The organism is Streptomyces sp. NPDC048295 (assembly GCF_040652135.1).
GTDB lineage: Bacteria > Actinomycetota > Actinomycetes > Streptomycetales > Streptomycetaceae > Streptomyces.
Window position 1 is genome coordinate 116,096 of sequence record NZ_JBEZLL010000026.1, and the last position, 15,800, is coordinate 131,895.

Here is a 15,800-nt window from a genome sequence, read left to right on the forward strand (position 1 = left end):
GAATGCGCTGAAGGAACGTCAGCAGCCGCGGCGACACGCGGCGGAAGCCACCCGCAGCAGGTCGATGTGACCGCGCGAAGTGAGCAGAGCTGAACGGAACATGGCGCTGAACGTAGCGATCCCTGACGGAAACGGTCAATGGTGTCTCGGCAAGTGGACGCGCGATCTCGCCCTGCAAGCGAGAAGATGGACGCATGTCCCACACCTTCGCCACCAGTGTTCTGCACATCACCACCGGAACGACGGAGACCGTCACCGATCTGACGGCCGACTGCGAACAGTTCCTCACCCGGAACGCCGCCTCCAGAGACGGTCTGCTCAACATCTTCGTACCGCACGCGACCGCCGGCATCGCCGTCCTGGAAACCGGCTCCGGCAGCGATGACGACCTCCTGGCCACCCTCCACACCCTGCTGCCCGCCGACGGCCGCTGGCAACACCGCCACGGCAGCCCCGGCCACGGCCGCGACCACGTACTGCCCGCGCTGGTCCCACCCCATGCGACGCTTCCGGTGATCGGGGGGCGGCTGGAGCTGGGGACGTGGCAGTCGGTGTGCTTGGTCGATACCAACATTTCGAATCACAACCGTCAGGTGCGGTTGAGCTTCTTCGGATAGCGCGTTGCTCCGGTGGGACCGCAGAGGGGAAGTCCGGCCGCGCCGACTGAGCTGTGCGCACTGCTGCCCGCCGGTCCGCAGGCTACTGAGCAAGTTCGCTGCCCGAGGTGTCGAAGGACGCGCCCACGGTCCGCAGGCTCGCGGTCTCCCCGTAGGTCACCCGCACCGTGTCACCGATCTCGGTGCTGGTCCTTTCCAGGGGGGAGGCGCCTTCCCGCGCGTCGCGCACGGTGCGCGGGGCTTCTCCGTTCCTGACGTTCTCCTCTCGGGGCCGGGCGGCGGGCTCTCTGCCGCAGCGGCGGAACCGAGCATGGCACCCTCACCGCGCTCAGGCATCTCGGCATGTTGCACAAACTCCGACGTCGCTGCTTGCCGCGATTGCGCAGAGACGGGTCTCGAACCGTGCTTCAGGATGTGCGATCAGACAAGGCGTGAGCCGGATGAGACATCCAGTTCACCGTGACGACATCGGGAGTCCGCTGTGCTCTGGAGAAAACTGCTCGTCCCCCTGACCTCGCTCCTGCTCCTGCTGACGGTTTCTGCCGGCGCGGGTGCGGCAGCGGCGTCCACCGGTTCCCCCGCCGGTGCCGGTGCCGAGGCGGCCGTGGTCGACTACGGCGCTCCCGGCCCCTACGCCACTGCGGTGGAGGTCGGGGCGGTGACCACCCTGTACTACCCGCGTGACATCGCGACCAGCGACCGCCGCCACCCCGTGATCGTGTGGGGAAACGGCACCTTCGCCTTCCCGGTCGTCTACCGCGACCTGTTGCTCCACTGGGCCAGTCACGGCTTCATCGTCGCCGCCGCCAACACCCCGCAGTCCAACCTCGGCATCTCCATGCGCGCCGGGATCGACCTGCTCACCCGTCGCAACGCCGACCAGGGCAGCCCCTTCCACGACCGTGTCGACCTGGAGCACATCGGCGCTTCCGGCCACTCGCAGGGCGGTGCCGCCGCCATCGTCGTCGGCTCGGACCCGCGCATCGACACCATCCTGCCCATCCAGCCCGGGCCGCTCGCCGACATCGACAACGTACACGTACCCGCGCTCCTCCTGGCCGGGCAGAAGGACAGCATCGTCTTCCCCTTCCTGGTCAAGGCCTTCTACAACGACGCCGACCACATACCGGCCATCTACGGGGAACTGCGCGGCGCCGATCACTTCACGGTCGTGGGCGACCCCGGCCCGTTTGCCGCGCCCACCACCGCCTGGTTCAAAGCACACTTGATGGGGGACCAGACGGCGAGGGCGCAGTTCTTCGGGGCCGGCTGCGGGATCTGCACCGACAGCGGCACCTGGTCCGACGTCCGCCGCAACGGCCTCGCAAGCCAGTGACCCGCTCCCGGAGATCCCTTCCGCCGTGAACCGGCGGCCGTCCCGATCCACGCCGCCCGCCCCTGGCGCTCCCGCGACCAGGGGCGGCCGGCCCCCGTTCGCACAGGGAAGGACCGCCATGGACCTCATCGCGACCACCGGGCAGGGCAAGGTCCGAGGCCGTCTCCGCGACGGGATCGCCACCTTCCTCGGCATCCCCTACGCCGCCCCGCCCTTCGGCGCCCACCGCTTCCGCGCCCCCGCCCCGGTCGAGCCCTGGGAAGGGGTACGAGACGCCCTGGAGTACGGGCCGACCGCCCCCAAACGCCCCTACCGCCCGCCCCTCGACCGGCTGATACCCGATCCGAGCATCGCCGGGGACGACTGTCTCAACCTCAACGTCTGGACCCCATCCGTCAGCGAGGGCCGGCTGCCCGTCATGGTCTGGATCCACGGGGGTTCCCTGCGCAACGGCTCGGCGAACCTGCCGCTCTACGACGGGGGCGCCTTCGCGCGCGACGGGGTGGTTTTTGTCTCCGTCAACTACCGGCTCGGCGTGGAGGGGTTCGGGGTCTTCCCCGACGCCTGTGTCAACCGGGGCCTCCTCGACCAGATCGCAGCCCTGATCTGGGTCCGCGACAACATCTCCGCCTTCGGCGGAGATCCGGCGAACGTCACCGTGTGCGGGGAGTCCGCCGGCGCGATCAGCGTCGCGGCCCTCATGACCAGCCCCGGCACGGCCGGGCTGTTCCACCGGGCGATCCTGCAGAGCGGCCCGCCGCACACGATCTCGCGTCGCGAGGGCGCGAAGACCGTACGGTCGATGGCGAAGAGACTGCGGATCCCGGCCACCGCCGAGGCGTTCGCGGCGGTGGACCGAGACCTGCTGCTGGACGCGCAGGCCGCCGTCGTCGACCGGTCCGACCCCATCGGCGGCGGTCCCGGCTTCCACATCGTGGTCGACGGCGACGTGGTGCCCGCCGCCCCGCCCCTTCCCGAGGCCGACCTGCTGCTGGGCTGCAACCGGGAGGAGTACCGGCTGTGGTTCGTACCCGGCGGAACCGTGGACCGGATCAGCTGGCTCACCCTGCGGCTGGCACTGCTGAAGATCCGTGTCCCGCAACGCGTGGCACGCCTGTACCGGGCCACCCGGCCGCACGCCAGACCCGGAGAGATCCTGGGAGAGATGGCCACCGACCTGCTGTTGCGGGGGCCGCTCAACCGTCTCGCCGACTCCCGTCCCGCCCGCACCTTCGTCTACGAATTCTGCTGGCGCTCACCCGTGATGGGACTCGGCGCGTGCCATGCGCTGGAACTCGGCTTCGTCTTCGACAACCTGCGTGCCGCCGAGGACCTGACCGGGCCCGGCGCGCCCCAGCCACTGGCCGACGCCATGCACCGGGCCTGGGTCGCCTTCGCCACTACCGGTCAGCCAGGCTGGTCCGGCTGGAACGCGGACCGGCCTGTCATGGTCTTCGACCACCCCGGCGCCGGCCCGGTCCTCGCACCCCGGCACGAGGAACTCGGCGCCTGGCTCTGACAGATGACAGGCCGAGCGCTCGCCGACGCCGGCCGTGGTTCATCCGCTTTCCGCTGCTCCTGCGGATCCCTGCCATCCGGTGACCCCGCGGTGATCCGCGGGCCCGGCCAGGTCCCTGGCGACGAGCGCCGCCTGGATCAGCCGCGCCTGCGCGGGAACCGCGAGGTCGAGGCCCGTCAGCGCGCTCACTCGCTGCAACCGGTAGTCCAGGGTGTTGCGGTGGACGCACAGCTCCAACGCCGTCTGGCGGCGGTTGAGCCCCCGCTCCACGAACACGCGCAGCGTCTCAAGCAGGTACGGATGGTCCTCCAGGGGGTCGAGTTTGGCCGCCAGCCGCACCAGGCCGTCCCCGGGGCGCGCGAGCTGGTGCTCCAGCAGCACGTCGTCGAGGCGGTAGCACCCGGGCGGGCGTCCCAGGCGCCGGACGAGATCCAGCACGCGGCCGGCCTCCTGCGCCGCCGAGGGGATGGCCGCCGGTACGGAGGAGCGGGCGGCGGCGGCGCGCACGGGCTGCCCCACGTCCTTCTCCAGCCGGGCCACCAGGCCCGGCACGTCGGACCTGCCCGGCAACAAGGCGATCCGAGCGACGTGGTCCATCAGCACAGGGATCCCGGTGAAGGCGTCGAGCGAGGACTGCACCAATCTGCTCGGCGGGTCGGACTCGAACGCGAAGGCAACCACCTCGTACTCACCCGCCACGGCCACCCGCGCCACGCTCGCCAGTTCCTCGTACGGCCGCCCTGCCAGCAGGGCGCCGAGCAGGGCCCGCCGTACCCGCTTGTCCTCGCTGTGGAGGTCCTCCTGGGCGTTCTGGTGGGCGAGGACGACCGCGGGCAGCGCGGCGTGCAGGCAGGCGAGCAGCTTGCCGCCCGCCCCGGCCAGCTCACCGGGCTCCGCGACCTCGGTCAGCGTCTGCCACCACACCTCGGCGCCGATCAGGTACGCGGCGATCACCGCCTCCAGGGGGACGCGCTCCTCGGCCCGGCGCGCCGACCACTCGATGAGCCGGGTCAGATCGCCCTGCCCCATCGGACCCCCGCCGCCGTCGCGCAGTGCCTTGAGCAACAGCGCGTGCACCGCCGCGATGGACCGCGCCACCTCGCCCTGGAGGGTGGCGCGGGGCAGCGCCCCGTAGAACGGCGCCTCCGCCGCGCAGCGCGCGACCACGACGGCCGTGAGGTCACCGACCCGGGCGGCCATCCGGGCGTGCAGGTCCGACATCGGCGCATCGTCACACCGCCCCGGTCGTGCCGTCAATCGGAGCCCCGGATCCGGCGGCGCCGGGCAGCGCGTCGGGCGTGCGCCCCAACCGCTCCCGGCCGCCAACTCGTCGACGAAAGAGGCGACGTCATGTGGCACACCCGTTCTGCAGCAGCCCTGCGGCCAGCGCCACCGGTAGCATCGTGTCACCGAGCCGGGCCACGGCACGGGAGAGGAAGAACAGCCTGAAGTCCCTTGACCACAGACGTCGTTCACGCCTTTCCAACGCTACGGAACCGTTGTGCCCGGAGCGCGCCCGCGCTCTCACCGCGGCAACGTGCTCTCGACCAGGGCCGCGACTGTGCTCTCTGCGTTGCACGGCACGCCGGCCAGCAGCGCCAGCACGTCGTCGGCGAGGTCCTCGGCCACGGCCAGCCCGCCGGGTGGGCCCCGCAGAATGCCCGCGCGGTCGTTGCCTCGGGGGTGAACTCGAAGCGCAGAGTGGTGACACTCAAGTCCAGGGCCGGACGGAAGGGCCCCAGGGCACGGGGCTCTCGCTCGTCCGGGGCCGGCACCGGACCGGTGGCGTCGTCGGAACGCGTAGCGGCCGTGGGGTCGGCTGCGGCCTCGGCCGGCATCCCGACGTGCAGTTGCACGTAGTCGATGCCGTCGGAAAGCAACGCCGCACCCAACGGTGGTACGGCACAGGCAAGATCCGCGACGCTCAGCGCCGGGAAGCGGAGAGCGGCCAGATTCTGACCCATGACGGACTTGAAGCAGTCCGACAGGGCCTGGGCGGGATCGATGTGGCAGACCACCGGACGATCGTGCACGAAGCAGCCGGCCGCGGAGCCGAACCCGGACCGTTGCCGGGTCGAGACCGGCGTGAACAGCGCGATCGTACGGGGCCCGCCACGGTGCCGGATCGCTGCCGCGGTCAGCGCCGCCAACACCGAAAAGGCGGTGGCCCCTTGGGATCGGCAGACGTTGCCGACCAGCGTATGCAGGGCCGGCCCACGATAGAGCTTCTGCACCTGGCCCAGCGACAGTTCGCCTGTCGGCCCGGCGGCCGATCCGCTGCCGGGCCGGGGGGATCAGTCCCGATACCGGTTCGAGGCGCTCCGGGGAGCGGGACCAGTACCGTGTCTCGCGCTCGGCGCGCGCAGCGGCTTCGACTCGCTGCTCGCACAACGCTTGGTAACTCCATGGGAGTTCGCCCGACTCGATCCCGCCCCGCCCGAGCGCGTGCTCCAGCAGGGTCGACAGCTCGGCTGTCAGGACTCGCTCGGCATGTCCGTCTCAGACGGTGATCCAGGGGCACCAGCAGGAACCGCTCCAGCCCGGCCGAATCCTCGATCAGCTCGTACTCTGCGCGACCAGGGACCTCGCGCGCCTGCGCAGACCCCAGGCAAGCGGCTCACCTGGCGGCCGGCAGATCTCCTGCACTCTCTCCGGGGCGCGCGATGACGGTGCGCAGCCGAGGGGCGACGGCCTCGATCCGCTGCAGGTGGGGCGCGCGCCCGACCAAGGCGCTGCGCAGCGCCTCCTGCCGCCGTTGCAGGCGCGTGATCGCGGACTGGACCCGGGCCCTGGTCATCCCGGGCCGGAGCGGGAGGGAGATGAGCGTGTCGCGGAAGATCCCGGGACCGAAGAGGCCTTCCAGGAAGAGCATGCTCCGTTGTTCCGGAGAGAGCGGGAACGGGGGCAACAAGAGTCTCCCGACGTGGTGTTCAGCCTTGAAGCAGACTGGACTGGACCAATTTTGTCGATCGAGAGGGGATGCTAGGTCCTCGCCGGGATCACGGCAAGAGCCACGGGGCGGACCGCGACTCCCGGAGGAGCCGGATGCGTTCACCCACACTCAGGTTGTCGGGGATGTCTTCGGGGTGCCCCCCCGAAGAGTACGGAGAACACACCGGCGCGACGGGCAGCACCGTGATCGTGGGCGCTCTTCCGGCTGTACCGGACGCCGACGGGATCGCGCGATCGCTGAAGCCCGTGGATGAGAATCCGCCGCTGCCGGCTCAGTGGGCCGAGATGCCTGCGAGGCGACCCGGACGGTGACCGACGACCCATCCGGCTCGGGCCACGCGTCGGAAGAGGCGCACCGAACGGTATGTGCCGCTTCCGTACCAGGCGTGGACGCACTGGCAGAAGAACGAGCTCCCCCGCCCGGTCGGCGACCGGACGGGGGAGCGGTGGACGGGCTGGGTCAGGGCTTGACGCGGACCACCTGCGGGTCGTGGTCGGAGGCCTGGGTGGCGAACTCGCTGTTGATGTGGACGACGTCGTAGTGAGTCTGCTGCGGCTTGAACGCGGGGCTGACCAGGATGTGGTCGAGCACCTGCGAGTTGCCCTGGTAGACGTACGAGTAGCGCTCGGACGCGGGCAGTTCGTTCACCAGGTCGCGCAGGACGCCGCCCTTGGTGAGGGTCCGGAGCGCGGGCGAGAACTGGTAGTCGTTGAAGTCGCCGAGGGAGACCACCCGGGCGCCGGGGTCGGCGGCCAGGAGCTTGGCGACGAAGGCCTGCTCGACCTCGGCCTGCTTGGCGCGCTGCACCTCGGAGCTGCGGGTCGGGGCCTGGAAGCGGCTGTCCAGGCCCTGATCGCCACCCTTGCTGTTGAAGTGGTTGGCGATCACGAAGACCGGCTTGTTGTGGAACTTGAACTGGCCGACCAGCGGCTTGCGGCTGCTGTTCCATGCCTCGTTGGCCGGGTCGATCCGGCCCGGGGAGACGGTCAGCGAAGCGCGCTTGCCGTTGCCGGTCACGTCCACGGCGGTAGTGGAGTCGCCGCCGGGTATGTCGGTGAAGGAAACGCGGTCGGGGTTGAACAGGAACACCTGGCGGATGTTGCCGCCGGGCTCGCCGCCGTCCTTGCCGTTCACCGGGTCGACGGAACGCCAGTCGTAGGCAGGGCCGCCGGCCGCCTTGATCGCCTCGACGAACTTGGCGACGGTGGCACCGGCCGTGACCGTGCCGTCGTTGACCGGGCCGTTGTCGTCCTGGACCTCTTCCACGGCCAGGATGTCGGGTGAGCGCAGGTTGGTGACGACGCCGGCGGCCAGCTCGGCGAACTTCTCGTCCGGGTCGCCCGGGTCGAGATTCTCGACGTTGTACGTGCCGATCGTGAGTTCGCTCGGCAGGCCGGACTGGGTGACTTCCCGCTTCAGCCCGCCCGACTGGACGACGCCGAGCCGGGTGGCCTGCACCGCGTATCCGCCGAAATTGGTGTAGTCCAGCGGGCCTTCGGTGGTGCCGGTGAGCCGGTCGCCGACATCGGCGACCGGGAAGTCGGCTGCCGCGCCGAGCGACTGGACCATGAGCCGGCCGGAGTTCTGCTGGTCGTAGCCGAGGTACACGGAACCGCCGCGGGACGAACGAGGGTCCTGCTCACGGGCGTTCACCCACAGCTCGTGGTACGAGTTGCTGGCCTGCGTCACCGGTACGTCGCGGACCTCGACGTTCATGCCCTCCAGCGACTCGTACAGGTCGAGCGCGTAGGCGTCGGGCCGCAGTGGCAGGGACTCGATCGAGCCGCCCGCCGCGTCCGGCACGTACGCCGCCGGGATGGCCGAGCTGTTCAGCACCACCGGGGCGGGCACCGGGTTGTCCGAGGAGACCACGGTGACCTTGGGGTTGGACAGCTCGGTGAGGGACTGCGAGCCGCCCGAGCTGTTCGTGTAGTACTCGGTCACCTTGGCCGTGACCAGGACCGAGTCGCCGACCTTGACGGCCGGGCCGGTGCCGCCGGTGTAGACGAAGACGCCCTCGCTGGTGGCCGGATCGGCGTCCGGGTTCGGGTCCTGCATCCAGAAGCCCTTGGTGCCGTACGTACGGACGCCGGTGACGATGCCGGGAACACCCTCGACCGTCCTGCCGGCCAGCGGCGAGACGCGGGTGGCGCCCTGGATGTCGTGGACGCGCACCGTTCCGGGCTCGGTCGGGCCGGTGTCGCCCCCGCCGGAGCCGCCTCCGGGGACGGTCTCGCCCCTGCTGTTGACCGGGGTGGGCTCGCCGGCCTGGAAGTCGGCGGCGTTGTCGTCGGTGTCGGCGAGAGAGGTGGCGCGGGCCACCGAGGCGCTGTTGGAGGCGCCGGATGCGGTGCCGGAGCCCTCGTGGACCACGGCGGTGCCGAAGCCCACCAGATCGACGACGCGCGGGTCGGCGGCGCAGTCCGCGGTGGTCTTGCAGGTCAGCGCGTCGGTGCCGTTGACGAACGCGATGGTGCCCGTGGTGGCGGACAGGGCCAGGCTGCCGGCGGCGTCGGCGGTCGGCAGGTCCACGGTGCCGCCCGTGCCCGCCGCCTCGGAGACCAGGTAGCGGGCGCCGGCGGCGACCGCGCCGCTCAGCGGGGTGACCCCCCACTTGCTGCTGGCGCTGGGGCTGCCCGGCAGGTACTGCACGCTGTAGCCGGCCAGGCCGAAAGCGGCCCCGGACGGGTTGGCGAGTTCGATGAAGTCATTCTTCAGCGTCGCGCCGGAGTTGCCGCCACCGCCGTACACCTCGGCGATGACCACGCCTGCGGACGGGGTGGCGACCGCACCGGGCAGCGGGACGAGCACCAGTGACGCGGTGACCGCGGCGGGCAGGGTGGCGCGCAGCAGTGCGCGGCGGGAGCGGCGGGTGGGGAGAGGGCTGGGCACCGTTGCGGCACTCCTTCATGGCAGGACATGGCCTGGTCGCCGCAGGGGCGCCAGGCCAGTGAGGGTTCGTCAAGTGGCGGCGGGGGGCGCTTGTGAGCGTCTCGCACAGATCCAGAAGCTGAAGATACGCGCGTAGAACATGGCGTAACAAGGCTTCGGACATGAACTTCTCGACACCGTTCCCGCCTGTCCGGTCGCCGTTCCCGCAGGTCGGGCCGGGCGGCTCACCGGAATCGGACCCTAAGGGGGGTGGAGAGCGAGCTGAGCCGCCAGGCAGCGGCGCGGTGGCGGGAACACCGATGGCAATGATGACGGTCTTCTTCATCCGCCGCAGCCGTTCGCCGGGGCAGACAACCGGGCCGGGCCATGGAGCTGGAACAGAGCACGGGTGCGTATCAGGGCATGCTGCATCGCAGCGGCTCCTCGTGGTTCGCAGGAGGCGCGCGCACCTGGCGTTGAACCGCCTCACCACACAGGACACGGCCCTATCGCCGCGTCCGGCGCGGAGGGGAGGCCCTGCTGCCTGGGCGCTGATGGCAGCGGGTCCGTGCGCGCATCCGCGTCAGGCAGACCTGCCCCCCGGCACTGCCGGGCATCAGGAATCGACGGAGTCGTCGGACATCAGCCCGGAACGCCGTGGATGCCGATGTCCGGTTCACAGGACGCCAGGCCCAGGTCGGTGCGTCGGCGGGCCTCAAGGAATTCGATGCGCCGGGCCTGTTCGTCGTCGATCACATCGCACACCCAGTCCCAGTGCAGTGCCACCCGGTCGCCTGCGCTGAGACCGTCGAGCAGCGTCAGGCCACCGGCCGAGCAGCGTACGGTCTCCTCCCGCCACGCGCCGTCGGTCAGCCCCGCACCGTCCCAGCACAGCGGGCGTGAGCGCACGGTCGCGAGGTCCCTGTCGGCGGCCACGACCACTCCCGTACGGACGCGGCACTGGTCGAGCACGGACAGGGCGGTCGGATGACCCATCGACCGCAGTATCGGAGCCCACGGATACACCTCGAACACCTGGAAGCTGTGATGGGCCAGGGCGCGCCGCCCGGCGTCGCGCCAGGTGCCGCCGAGCTGCCCCCGGAACCGGTGGGTCATGCGCTCCACCAGAGCGGCGGGATCGGCCCGGTCCAGCAGTTCGTTGCCGATCCAGTACGCCTCGACCACCCGCACGTCGAGCGGGTCCGAGAGCCCCGCCGTCTCCGCGAGGAACTGGAGATAGCACCAGGCCCCCTCGAACTGCCGGGCGCGCCGCTCGATGTCGGCGGTCGCGTCACGGCGCAGGAGGGCCGCCGCGTCGGCGGGGCCGCAGTAGCCGAGCTCGTTGGGCGGGTAGGCGTATCGCGCGAACAGCAGCGCGCCCTCGGCACTCACTCAGCAGATCCTCGGTAGTTGTTCGCCGATCGGCAGCCCGATCACCCGGCTCCCGCCCAGCCCCGTTCTCGCCACGACCATCCCGGCGTGATCCGGAACGCAGCTGCCGATCCGGCAGGCGGACCGGCCCAGGGGATGGGCCCGCATGGCGGCCAGCACCCGGTCCGCGTCCTCGGGCGGGACGATCGCGATCAGTTTGCCCTCGTTGGCGACTTGGAGCGGGTCGAGCCCGAGCAGACTGCATGCGTCGCGCACCGTGGGCGGTACGGGAAGGAGCCGCTCCACCAGTTCGATGCCCACGTCCGAGGCGCGGGCGATCTCGTTCAGCGAGGCCGAGACGCCCCCGCGCGTGGGATCCCGGAGCACGCGCAGGTCGGTGCCGGTGGCGAGCATGGCGGCGACGAGTCCGTGCAGCGGGGCGGTGTCGCTCTCCACCGTCGTACCGAACTCAAGGCCCTCCCGGCAGCTCATCACGGCCACACCGTGCACACCGATGTCGCCGCTGACGAGCACGGCGTCACCGGGGACTGCCCGGCGCGCGTGGATGTCGACACCGGGCGGGACCACACCGATGCCCGAGGTGTTGAGGTAGACACCGTCACCACTGCCGTGCTCCACGACCTTCGTGTCCCCGGTGACCAGGCGCACACCGGCGTCCTCGGCGGCCCGGCCCACGGCCTGCGCGATCCGGCCGAGTTCGCTCAGCGCGGTGCCCTCCGCGAGGATGAAGGCGGTGGACAGGAACAGGGGCGTGGCACCCGACATGGCCAGGTCGTTGACCGTGCCGTTCACCGCCAGATCGCCGATCGACCCGCCGGGGAAGAACATCGGCTTCACCACGAACGAGTCCGTGGAGAAGGCGAGACGGGTGCCGGAGCCGACCGTCAGGACGGCCGAGTCACCGAGGTCGGCGGCGGCCGCGGCACCGTACGCGGGCAGGAACAGGTGCTCGATCAGCTCACCGGACATCGCACCGCCGCCCCCGTGGCCCATGACGACGGACGGGATGTCCCGCAGCGGTACCGGGCACGCCCACCCCTCGAAGTCGAGGTCGGGCACATCGTTCACCGCGGCGGTCACGTCCTGCATCGCGTCAGTCACTTCGCATCGACCAGTTCCAGGCGGCGGTGGGTGTAGTACGCGGCGCACGCGCCCTCGGACGACACCATGGTCGCGCCGAGCGGGTTCCTCGGTGTGCACTCCTTGCCGAACGCCTCGCACAGGTGCGGTTTGATCAATCCCTGGAGGACCTCGCCCGAGCGGCACAGCGACGACTCGGCGGTGTGGATGTCCGTCACCTCGAACCGCTGCTCCGCGTCGAACGCCCGGTACTTCTCGGCGAGCCGCCAGCCGCTGCGCGGAATCGCCCCGATGCCGCGCCAGGTCCGGTCGGTCACCTCGAAGACATCGGCGAGCATCTCCATGGCGGGCACATTGCCCTCCTCGCGCACCGCTCTGGAGTAGGCGTTCTCCACCTCGTACCGGCCCGCCTCCAGCTGGACGACGGTCCGGCGGATCCCTTCGAGGATGTCCAGCGGCTCGAAGCCGGTGACCACGATCGGCACCTTGTACTTACGGGCCAGCGGCGGGTACTCGGCCGTCCCCATCACACTGCACACATGGCCCGCGGCGAGGAACGCCTGTACCCGGCACGTCGAGGACTCCATGATCGCGGCGATCGCGGGCGGCACCAGCACATGGGACACCAGCAGGGAGAAGTTCCGCACCCCGAGCCGCTGCGCCTGATACACCGTCATGGCGTTGGCCGGGGCCGTGGTCTCGAATCCGATCCCGAAGAAGACGACTTCGCGGTCGGGGTTCTCCCGGGCGAGCTTCAGCGCGTCGAGGGGCGAGTACACCACGCGGACGTCGCCGCCGGCACTCTTCACGGAGAACAGGTCCTGGCTGCTGCCGGGCACGCGCAGCATGTCGCCGAACGAGCAGAAGATGACACCGGGGCGGGCGGCGATCGCCAGCGCCCGGTCGATGGTCTCCAGCGGGGTGACGCAGACGGGGCACCCCGGTCCGTGGATCATCTCCACGCTGTCCGGGAGCAGTTGGTCGATGCCGTGCCGGATGATCGAGTGCGTCTGGCCGCCGCAGACCTCCATCAGCGCCCACTTCTGCGTGGTGGCCGCGTGGATCCGGTCGATCAGCCTCTTCGCGACATCGGGGTCACTGAACTCGTCGAGATACTTCACCGGCCGGCTCCTTCGTGAGACGCACCCTGCCGGGCTGCGCGTTCGAAGCCGTCCTCGAACTCCTCGGCCAGGATGCCGAGCCGTTCGAAGTCGGCGAGGGTGTCCAGGGCCGACCGTTCGTCGAGGCGCTGGATGGCGAATCCGACGTGCACGATGACGTATTCACCGACGGTCACATCGGGGATGTACTGGAGGCACACCTCCTTGTGCACCCCGCCGAAATCGACGTCGGCCATCACGGTGCCGTCGACTTCGGCGGTACTGAGGACACGCCCCGGAACAGCCAGACACATGGTCCCTCTCCTCTGTGGATCCCTCTTGAGGTACGGCGGTACGGTCGTGCAGTCGTGCGGCGGCGTCAGCCCGATGCGGCGATCATGAGCTGGCCGAGGGCGATCCCGCCGTCGTTCGGCGGGAGCAGGCGCGGTCGCAGGACGGTGAAGCCCCGTTCCTTCAGGCCGAGTTGCGTCGCTTCGAGCAGTACGGCGTTCTGGAAGACACCACCGCCCAGCGCCACGGTCGAAAGGCCGGTGGGTGCGCGGCAGAGGTCCGCGAGTCGGATGGCCAGAGCGGCGACGGCGGCGTGGAAACGTGCGGCGATCAGCCCGGCCGGAACCCCGTCCCGTACGTCGGACACCACGGCCCGGACGACCGGGCCCGGATCCGCGACGGCGGGTTCCTCCCTCTTCCCGGGGCGGATGCCGAAGCGGTAGCCGCCCTCCGGAGCCGCGGGGCCGGCCGCCGCGGTACGGGCCAGCCCTTCCAGCTCCATGGCTGCCTCCGCCTCGTACGCCACCACGTGCCGGACGTCGGCGAGGGACGCGACCGCGTCGAAGAGCCGCCCCATGCCCGACGTGGGCACGCAGCCGAACCCGGTCGCGAACTGATGGGCCAGCACATCGCGTTCGGCGGGCGGGCAGGCACGGACCGCGGGCAGGTCCTCGTCCCAGGGGATGCCGGCCGCGTGCAGATGGGCGAGGGCCATCCGGTACGGCCGCAGCACACTCGCATCGCCCCCGGCCAGTGGTACGCAACCCAGGTGCGCGGCCCTGCTGAACGAGGCGTAGCCGGCCACCAGGACCTCGCCGCCCCAGGCCGTCCCGTCGGTGCCGTGGCCGGTGCCGTCGAAGGCGATTCCGATCACGCGCTCGTCCGCGCCCAGGCCGTGCTCCGCCATCACGGACGTGATGTGCGCGTGGTGGTGCTGCACGGTGCGGACCGGCCGTCCGGCCGCGTGGGTGCGAGCCCAGTCGCCGGAGTGGTAGCCGGGGTGACGGTCGGCCACCAGCAGGGTGGGCGCCACCCCGGTGAGGTCCTCCAGATGCCTCTCGGTCCGGGTCAGGGCATCGACCGTGGACAGGTCGTCCATGTCGCCGATGTGCTGGCTCAGCCAGGCGTAGCGGCCCTTGGCCAGCGCGCAGGTGTTCTTCAGGTCGGCGCCCACGGCAAGCGTCGGGGGCACGTCGAAGGGCAGCGCGATCGGCAGCGGGGCGTATCCCCGCGATCTGCGCAGCGGCAGCTCGGCACCGGCGGCCCAGCGGCTGACCGAGTCGTCGCACGGCACATGGATGCGCCGGTCGTGCCGCAGCCAGGCATCGACCAGCGGCGCCAGGGCGGTCAGCGCGTCGCCGTCGTCGGTGACGATCGGCTCGCCCGACAGATTGGCCGACGTCATCACGAGCGCGTCCGGGCCCGGCGAGTCGTCACCGATGCCGAAGAGCAGGACGTGCAGCGGGGTGTACGGCAGCAGCAGTCCGAGGTGGGGGCTGCCGGGCGCCACGGCGTCGGACACTCCCGCGCCGGACCGGGCAGCGTGACGGGGGAGGAGGACGATCGGCCGGCGCCCACCGCTCAGGAGCTCCTCCTCGTCCGCCGTGAGAGTCACCAGCTCACGCGCGACGTCGAGGTCCTGCACCATCACCGCGAACGGCTTTCCTCCGCGCTGCTTGCGCCGGCGCAGCTCCGCGACGGCCGCGTCGTCGCGGGCGTCGCACACCAGGTGGTAGCCGCCGAGGCCCTTGACCGCGATGATCCCACCCTCGGAGAGGAGCTTCCGTGCGGTCCGCAGCGCGTCCTGGTCGTGCGACGGGGCCACGCCCTGCTTGCCGACGAGTTCGAGCCGCGGTCCGCAGTCGGGGCAGGCGATCGGCTGGGCGTGGAAGCGCCGGTCGAGCGGGTCCTCGTACTCCGCCCGGCAGGCCCCGCACATCTCGAAGTCCGCCATCGTGGTGGCGGCCCGGTCGTAGGGGAGGCCGGTGACGATCGTGAACCGGGGGCCGCAGTGCGTGCAGGTGATGAACGGGTGGCGGTAGCGCCGGTTCGACGGATCGCCCAGCTCGTCCAGGCAGTCCCGGCAGGTCGCGGTGTCGGGCGAGACCAGTGTCCTGGCCCGGTCGGAAGCGCTGGACCGCTCGATGGTGAAGCCCGTGCCGCCGCGGGCCGGCTGTTCGCTCGTACGCACGTCCTCGACGACCGCGAGCGGAGGGGCGTCGGAGCGCAGGCGGCGGCCGAACTCCTCCACGGCACCGGCCGGTCCCTCGACCTCGGCGAGCACCCCGTCGCCGGTGTTCGTCACCGAGCCCGTGAGCAGCAGCTCCGAGGCGGTGACGTAGACGAACGGGCGGAAGCCCACGCCCTGCACGACGCCGCTCACCTCGAATCTGCGCCGGATCCGCTGCTCCCGGCCGCGGCCCATCATCTCCAGTCCGGACAGGGCCTCCTGGGCCTTCGCCCGGTCGATGAGCTCGACGGCGAAGCCCATGTGGAGAAGCACCCAGTCGTCGCGACCGGGCGCCTCGTCGAGCATGCCGATGTTGACGCGGCGCCTGGCGCCCTCCACGTCCACCAGAGCCAGCTGGCCCGCATACCCGTCCACGATCTCCACGACGCGGCCAGGAATGCCTAGGCACAT

At 71.0% G+C, this 15,800-nt stretch carries 14 protein-coding genes; 3 read left to right on the forward strand and 11 right to left on the reverse strand.

Annotated features, from left to right (window positions below):
• Window positions 1–18: 18 nt before the first annotated feature.
• A complete protein-coding gene (locus AB0D53_RS31575; protein ID WP_350692898.1) occupies window positions 19–102 on the reverse strand; it encodes a putative leader peptide in 84 nt (27 codons plus the stop codon).
• Between the two features lie 92 nt (window positions 103–194).
• Between AB0D53_RS31575 and AB0D53_RS31580 the strand changes: the two genes are divergently transcribed.
• Window positions 195–617: a secondary thiamine-phosphate synthase enzyme YjbQ gene (locus tag AB0D53_RS31580; RefSeq protein ID WP_362452549.1), complete on the forward strand. Its 423-nt coding sequence runs from the start codon at window positions 195–197 to the stop codon at window positions 615–617.
• Between the two features lie 82 nt (window positions 618–699).
• Here the strand turns inward: AB0D53_RS31580 and AB0D53_RS31585 are convergent, their stop codons facing one another.
• Window positions 700–846 carry a hypothetical protein gene (locus AB0D53_RS31585; protein WP_362452550.1) on the reverse strand — a complete coding sequence of 49 codons (147 nt, stop codon included), beginning with the start codon at window positions 844–846 and terminating at the stop codon, window positions 700–702.
• A 252-nt stretch (window positions 847–1,098) separates the two neighbouring features.
• Here AB0D53_RS31585 and AB0D53_RS31590 point away from each other — a divergent pair, with 252 nt between their 5' ends.
• Together AB0D53_RS31590 and AB0D53_RS31595 are read left to right on the forward strand one after the other, a co-directional pair.
• Window positions 1,099–1,953, forward strand: coding sequence for an acetylxylan esterase (locus AB0D53_RS31590; protein ID WP_362452552.1), 855 nt, complete (start codon window positions 1,099–1,101; stop codon window positions 1,951–1,953).
• Between the two features lie 118 nt (window positions 1,954–2,071).
• Complete coding sequence (locus tag AB0D53_RS31595) at window positions 2,072–3,472, forward strand: carboxylesterase family protein (protein ID WP_362452553.1); 1,401 nt, start codon at window positions 2,072–2,074, stop codon at window positions 3,470–3,472.
• A 39-nt stretch (window positions 3,473–3,511) separates the two neighbouring features.
• Here AB0D53_RS31595 and AB0D53_RS31600 read toward each other — a convergent pair whose 3' ends face one another.
• The 9 genes from AB0D53_RS31600 to hypF form a co-directional block, all read right to left on the reverse strand.
• Window positions 3,512–4,693 carry a helix-turn-helix domain-containing protein gene (locus AB0D53_RS31600; RefSeq protein ID WP_362452554.1) on the reverse strand — a complete coding sequence of 394 codons (1,182 nt, stop codon included), beginning with the start codon at window positions 4,691–4,693 and terminating at the stop codon, window positions 3,512–3,514.
• Between the two features lie 251 nt (window positions 4,694–4,944).
• On the reverse strand, window positions 4,945–5,706 hold the full coding sequence (locus AB0D53_RS31605; RefSeq protein WP_362452556.1) for a hypothetical protein: 762 nt from the start codon (window positions 5,704–5,706) through the stop codon (window positions 4,945–4,947).
• Window positions 5,707–6,089: 383 nt separating this feature from the next.
• Window positions 6,090–6,344: a hypothetical protein gene (locus AB0D53_RS31610; RefSeq protein WP_362452557.1), complete on the reverse strand. Its 255-nt coding sequence runs from the start codon at window positions 6,342–6,344 to the stop codon at window positions 6,090–6,092.
• Window positions 6,345–6,884: 540 nt separating this feature from the next.
• Window positions 6,885–9,278: an endonuclease/exonuclease/phosphatase family protein gene (locus AB0D53_RS31615; RefSeq protein ID WP_362452582.1), complete on the reverse strand. Its 2,394-nt coding sequence runs from the start codon at window positions 9,276–9,278 to the stop codon at window positions 6,885–6,887.
• 660 nt (window positions 9,279–9,938) lie between these two features.
• A complete protein-coding gene (locus tag AB0D53_RS31620; RefSeq protein WP_362452559.1) occupies window positions 9,939–10,688 on the reverse strand; it encodes a DUF6390 family protein in 750 nt (249 codons plus the stop codon).
• Window positions 10,689–11,777, reverse strand: coding sequence for a hydrogenase expression/formation protein HypE (gene hypE / locus AB0D53_RS31625; protein WP_362452560.1), 1,089 nt, complete (start codon window positions 11,775–11,777; stop codon window positions 10,689–10,691).
• Window positions 11,778–11,785: 8 nt separating this feature from the next.
• Complete coding sequence (gene hypD / locus AB0D53_RS31630) at window positions 11,786–12,889, reverse strand: hydrogenase formation protein HypD (protein WP_362452561.1); 1,104 nt, start codon at window positions 12,887–12,889, stop codon at window positions 11,786–11,788.
• Window positions 12,886–13,182 carry a HypC/HybG/HupF family hydrogenase formation chaperone gene (locus tag AB0D53_RS31635; protein WP_362452562.1) on the reverse strand — a complete coding sequence of 99 codons (297 nt, stop codon included), beginning with the start codon at window positions 13,180–13,182 and terminating at the stop codon, window positions 12,886–12,888. The genes hypD and AB0D53_RS31635 overlap by 4 nt, the downstream gene beginning before the upstream one ends.
• A 65-nt stretch (window positions 13,183–13,247) precedes the next feature.
• The gene (gene hypF / locus AB0D53_RS31640) at window positions 13,248–15,800 is read right to left on the reverse strand and encodes a carbamoyltransferase HypF (RefSeq protein WP_362452563.1); all 2,553 of its coding nucleotides are present in this window, start codon (window positions 15,798–15,800) and stop codon (window positions 13,248–13,250) included.

What these genes read in the sequence shown, in the direction of transcription:
- AB0D53_RS31600 (WP_362452554.1), bottom strand. Translation starts at nt 4,693, where the DNA reads ATGTCGGACCTGCACGCCCGGATGGCCGCCCGGGTCGGTGACCTCACG.
- AB0D53_RS31575 (WP_350692898.1), bottom strand. Translation starts at nt 102, where the DNA reads ATGTTCCGTTCAGCTCTGCTCACTTCGCGCGGTCACATCGACCTGCTG.
- AB0D53_RS31595 (WP_362452553.1), top strand. Translation starts at nt 2,072, where the DNA reads ATGGACCTCATCGCGACCACCGGGCAGGGCAAGGTCCGAGGCCGTCTC.
- hypE (WP_362452560.1), bottom strand. Translation starts at nt 11,777, where the DNA reads ATGCAGGACGTGACCGCCGCGGTGAACGATGTGCCCGACCTCGACTTC.
- AB0D53_RS31610 (WP_362452557.1), bottom strand. Translation starts at nt 6,344, where the DNA reads ATGCTCTTCCTGGAAGGCCTCTTCGGTCCCGGGATCTTCCGCGACACG.
- hypF (WP_362452563.1), bottom strand. Translation starts at nt 15,800, where the DNA reads ATGTGCCTAGGCATTCCTGGCCGCGTCGTGGAGATCGTGGACGGGTAT.
- AB0D53_RS31580 (WP_362452549.1), top strand. Translation starts at nt 195, where the DNA reads ATGTCCCACACCTTCGCCACCAGTGTTCTGCACATCACCACCGGAACG.
- AB0D53_RS31635 (WP_362452562.1), bottom strand. Translation starts at nt 13,182, where the DNA reads ATGTGTCTGGCTGTTCCGGGGCGTGTCCTCAGTACCGCCGAAGTCGAC.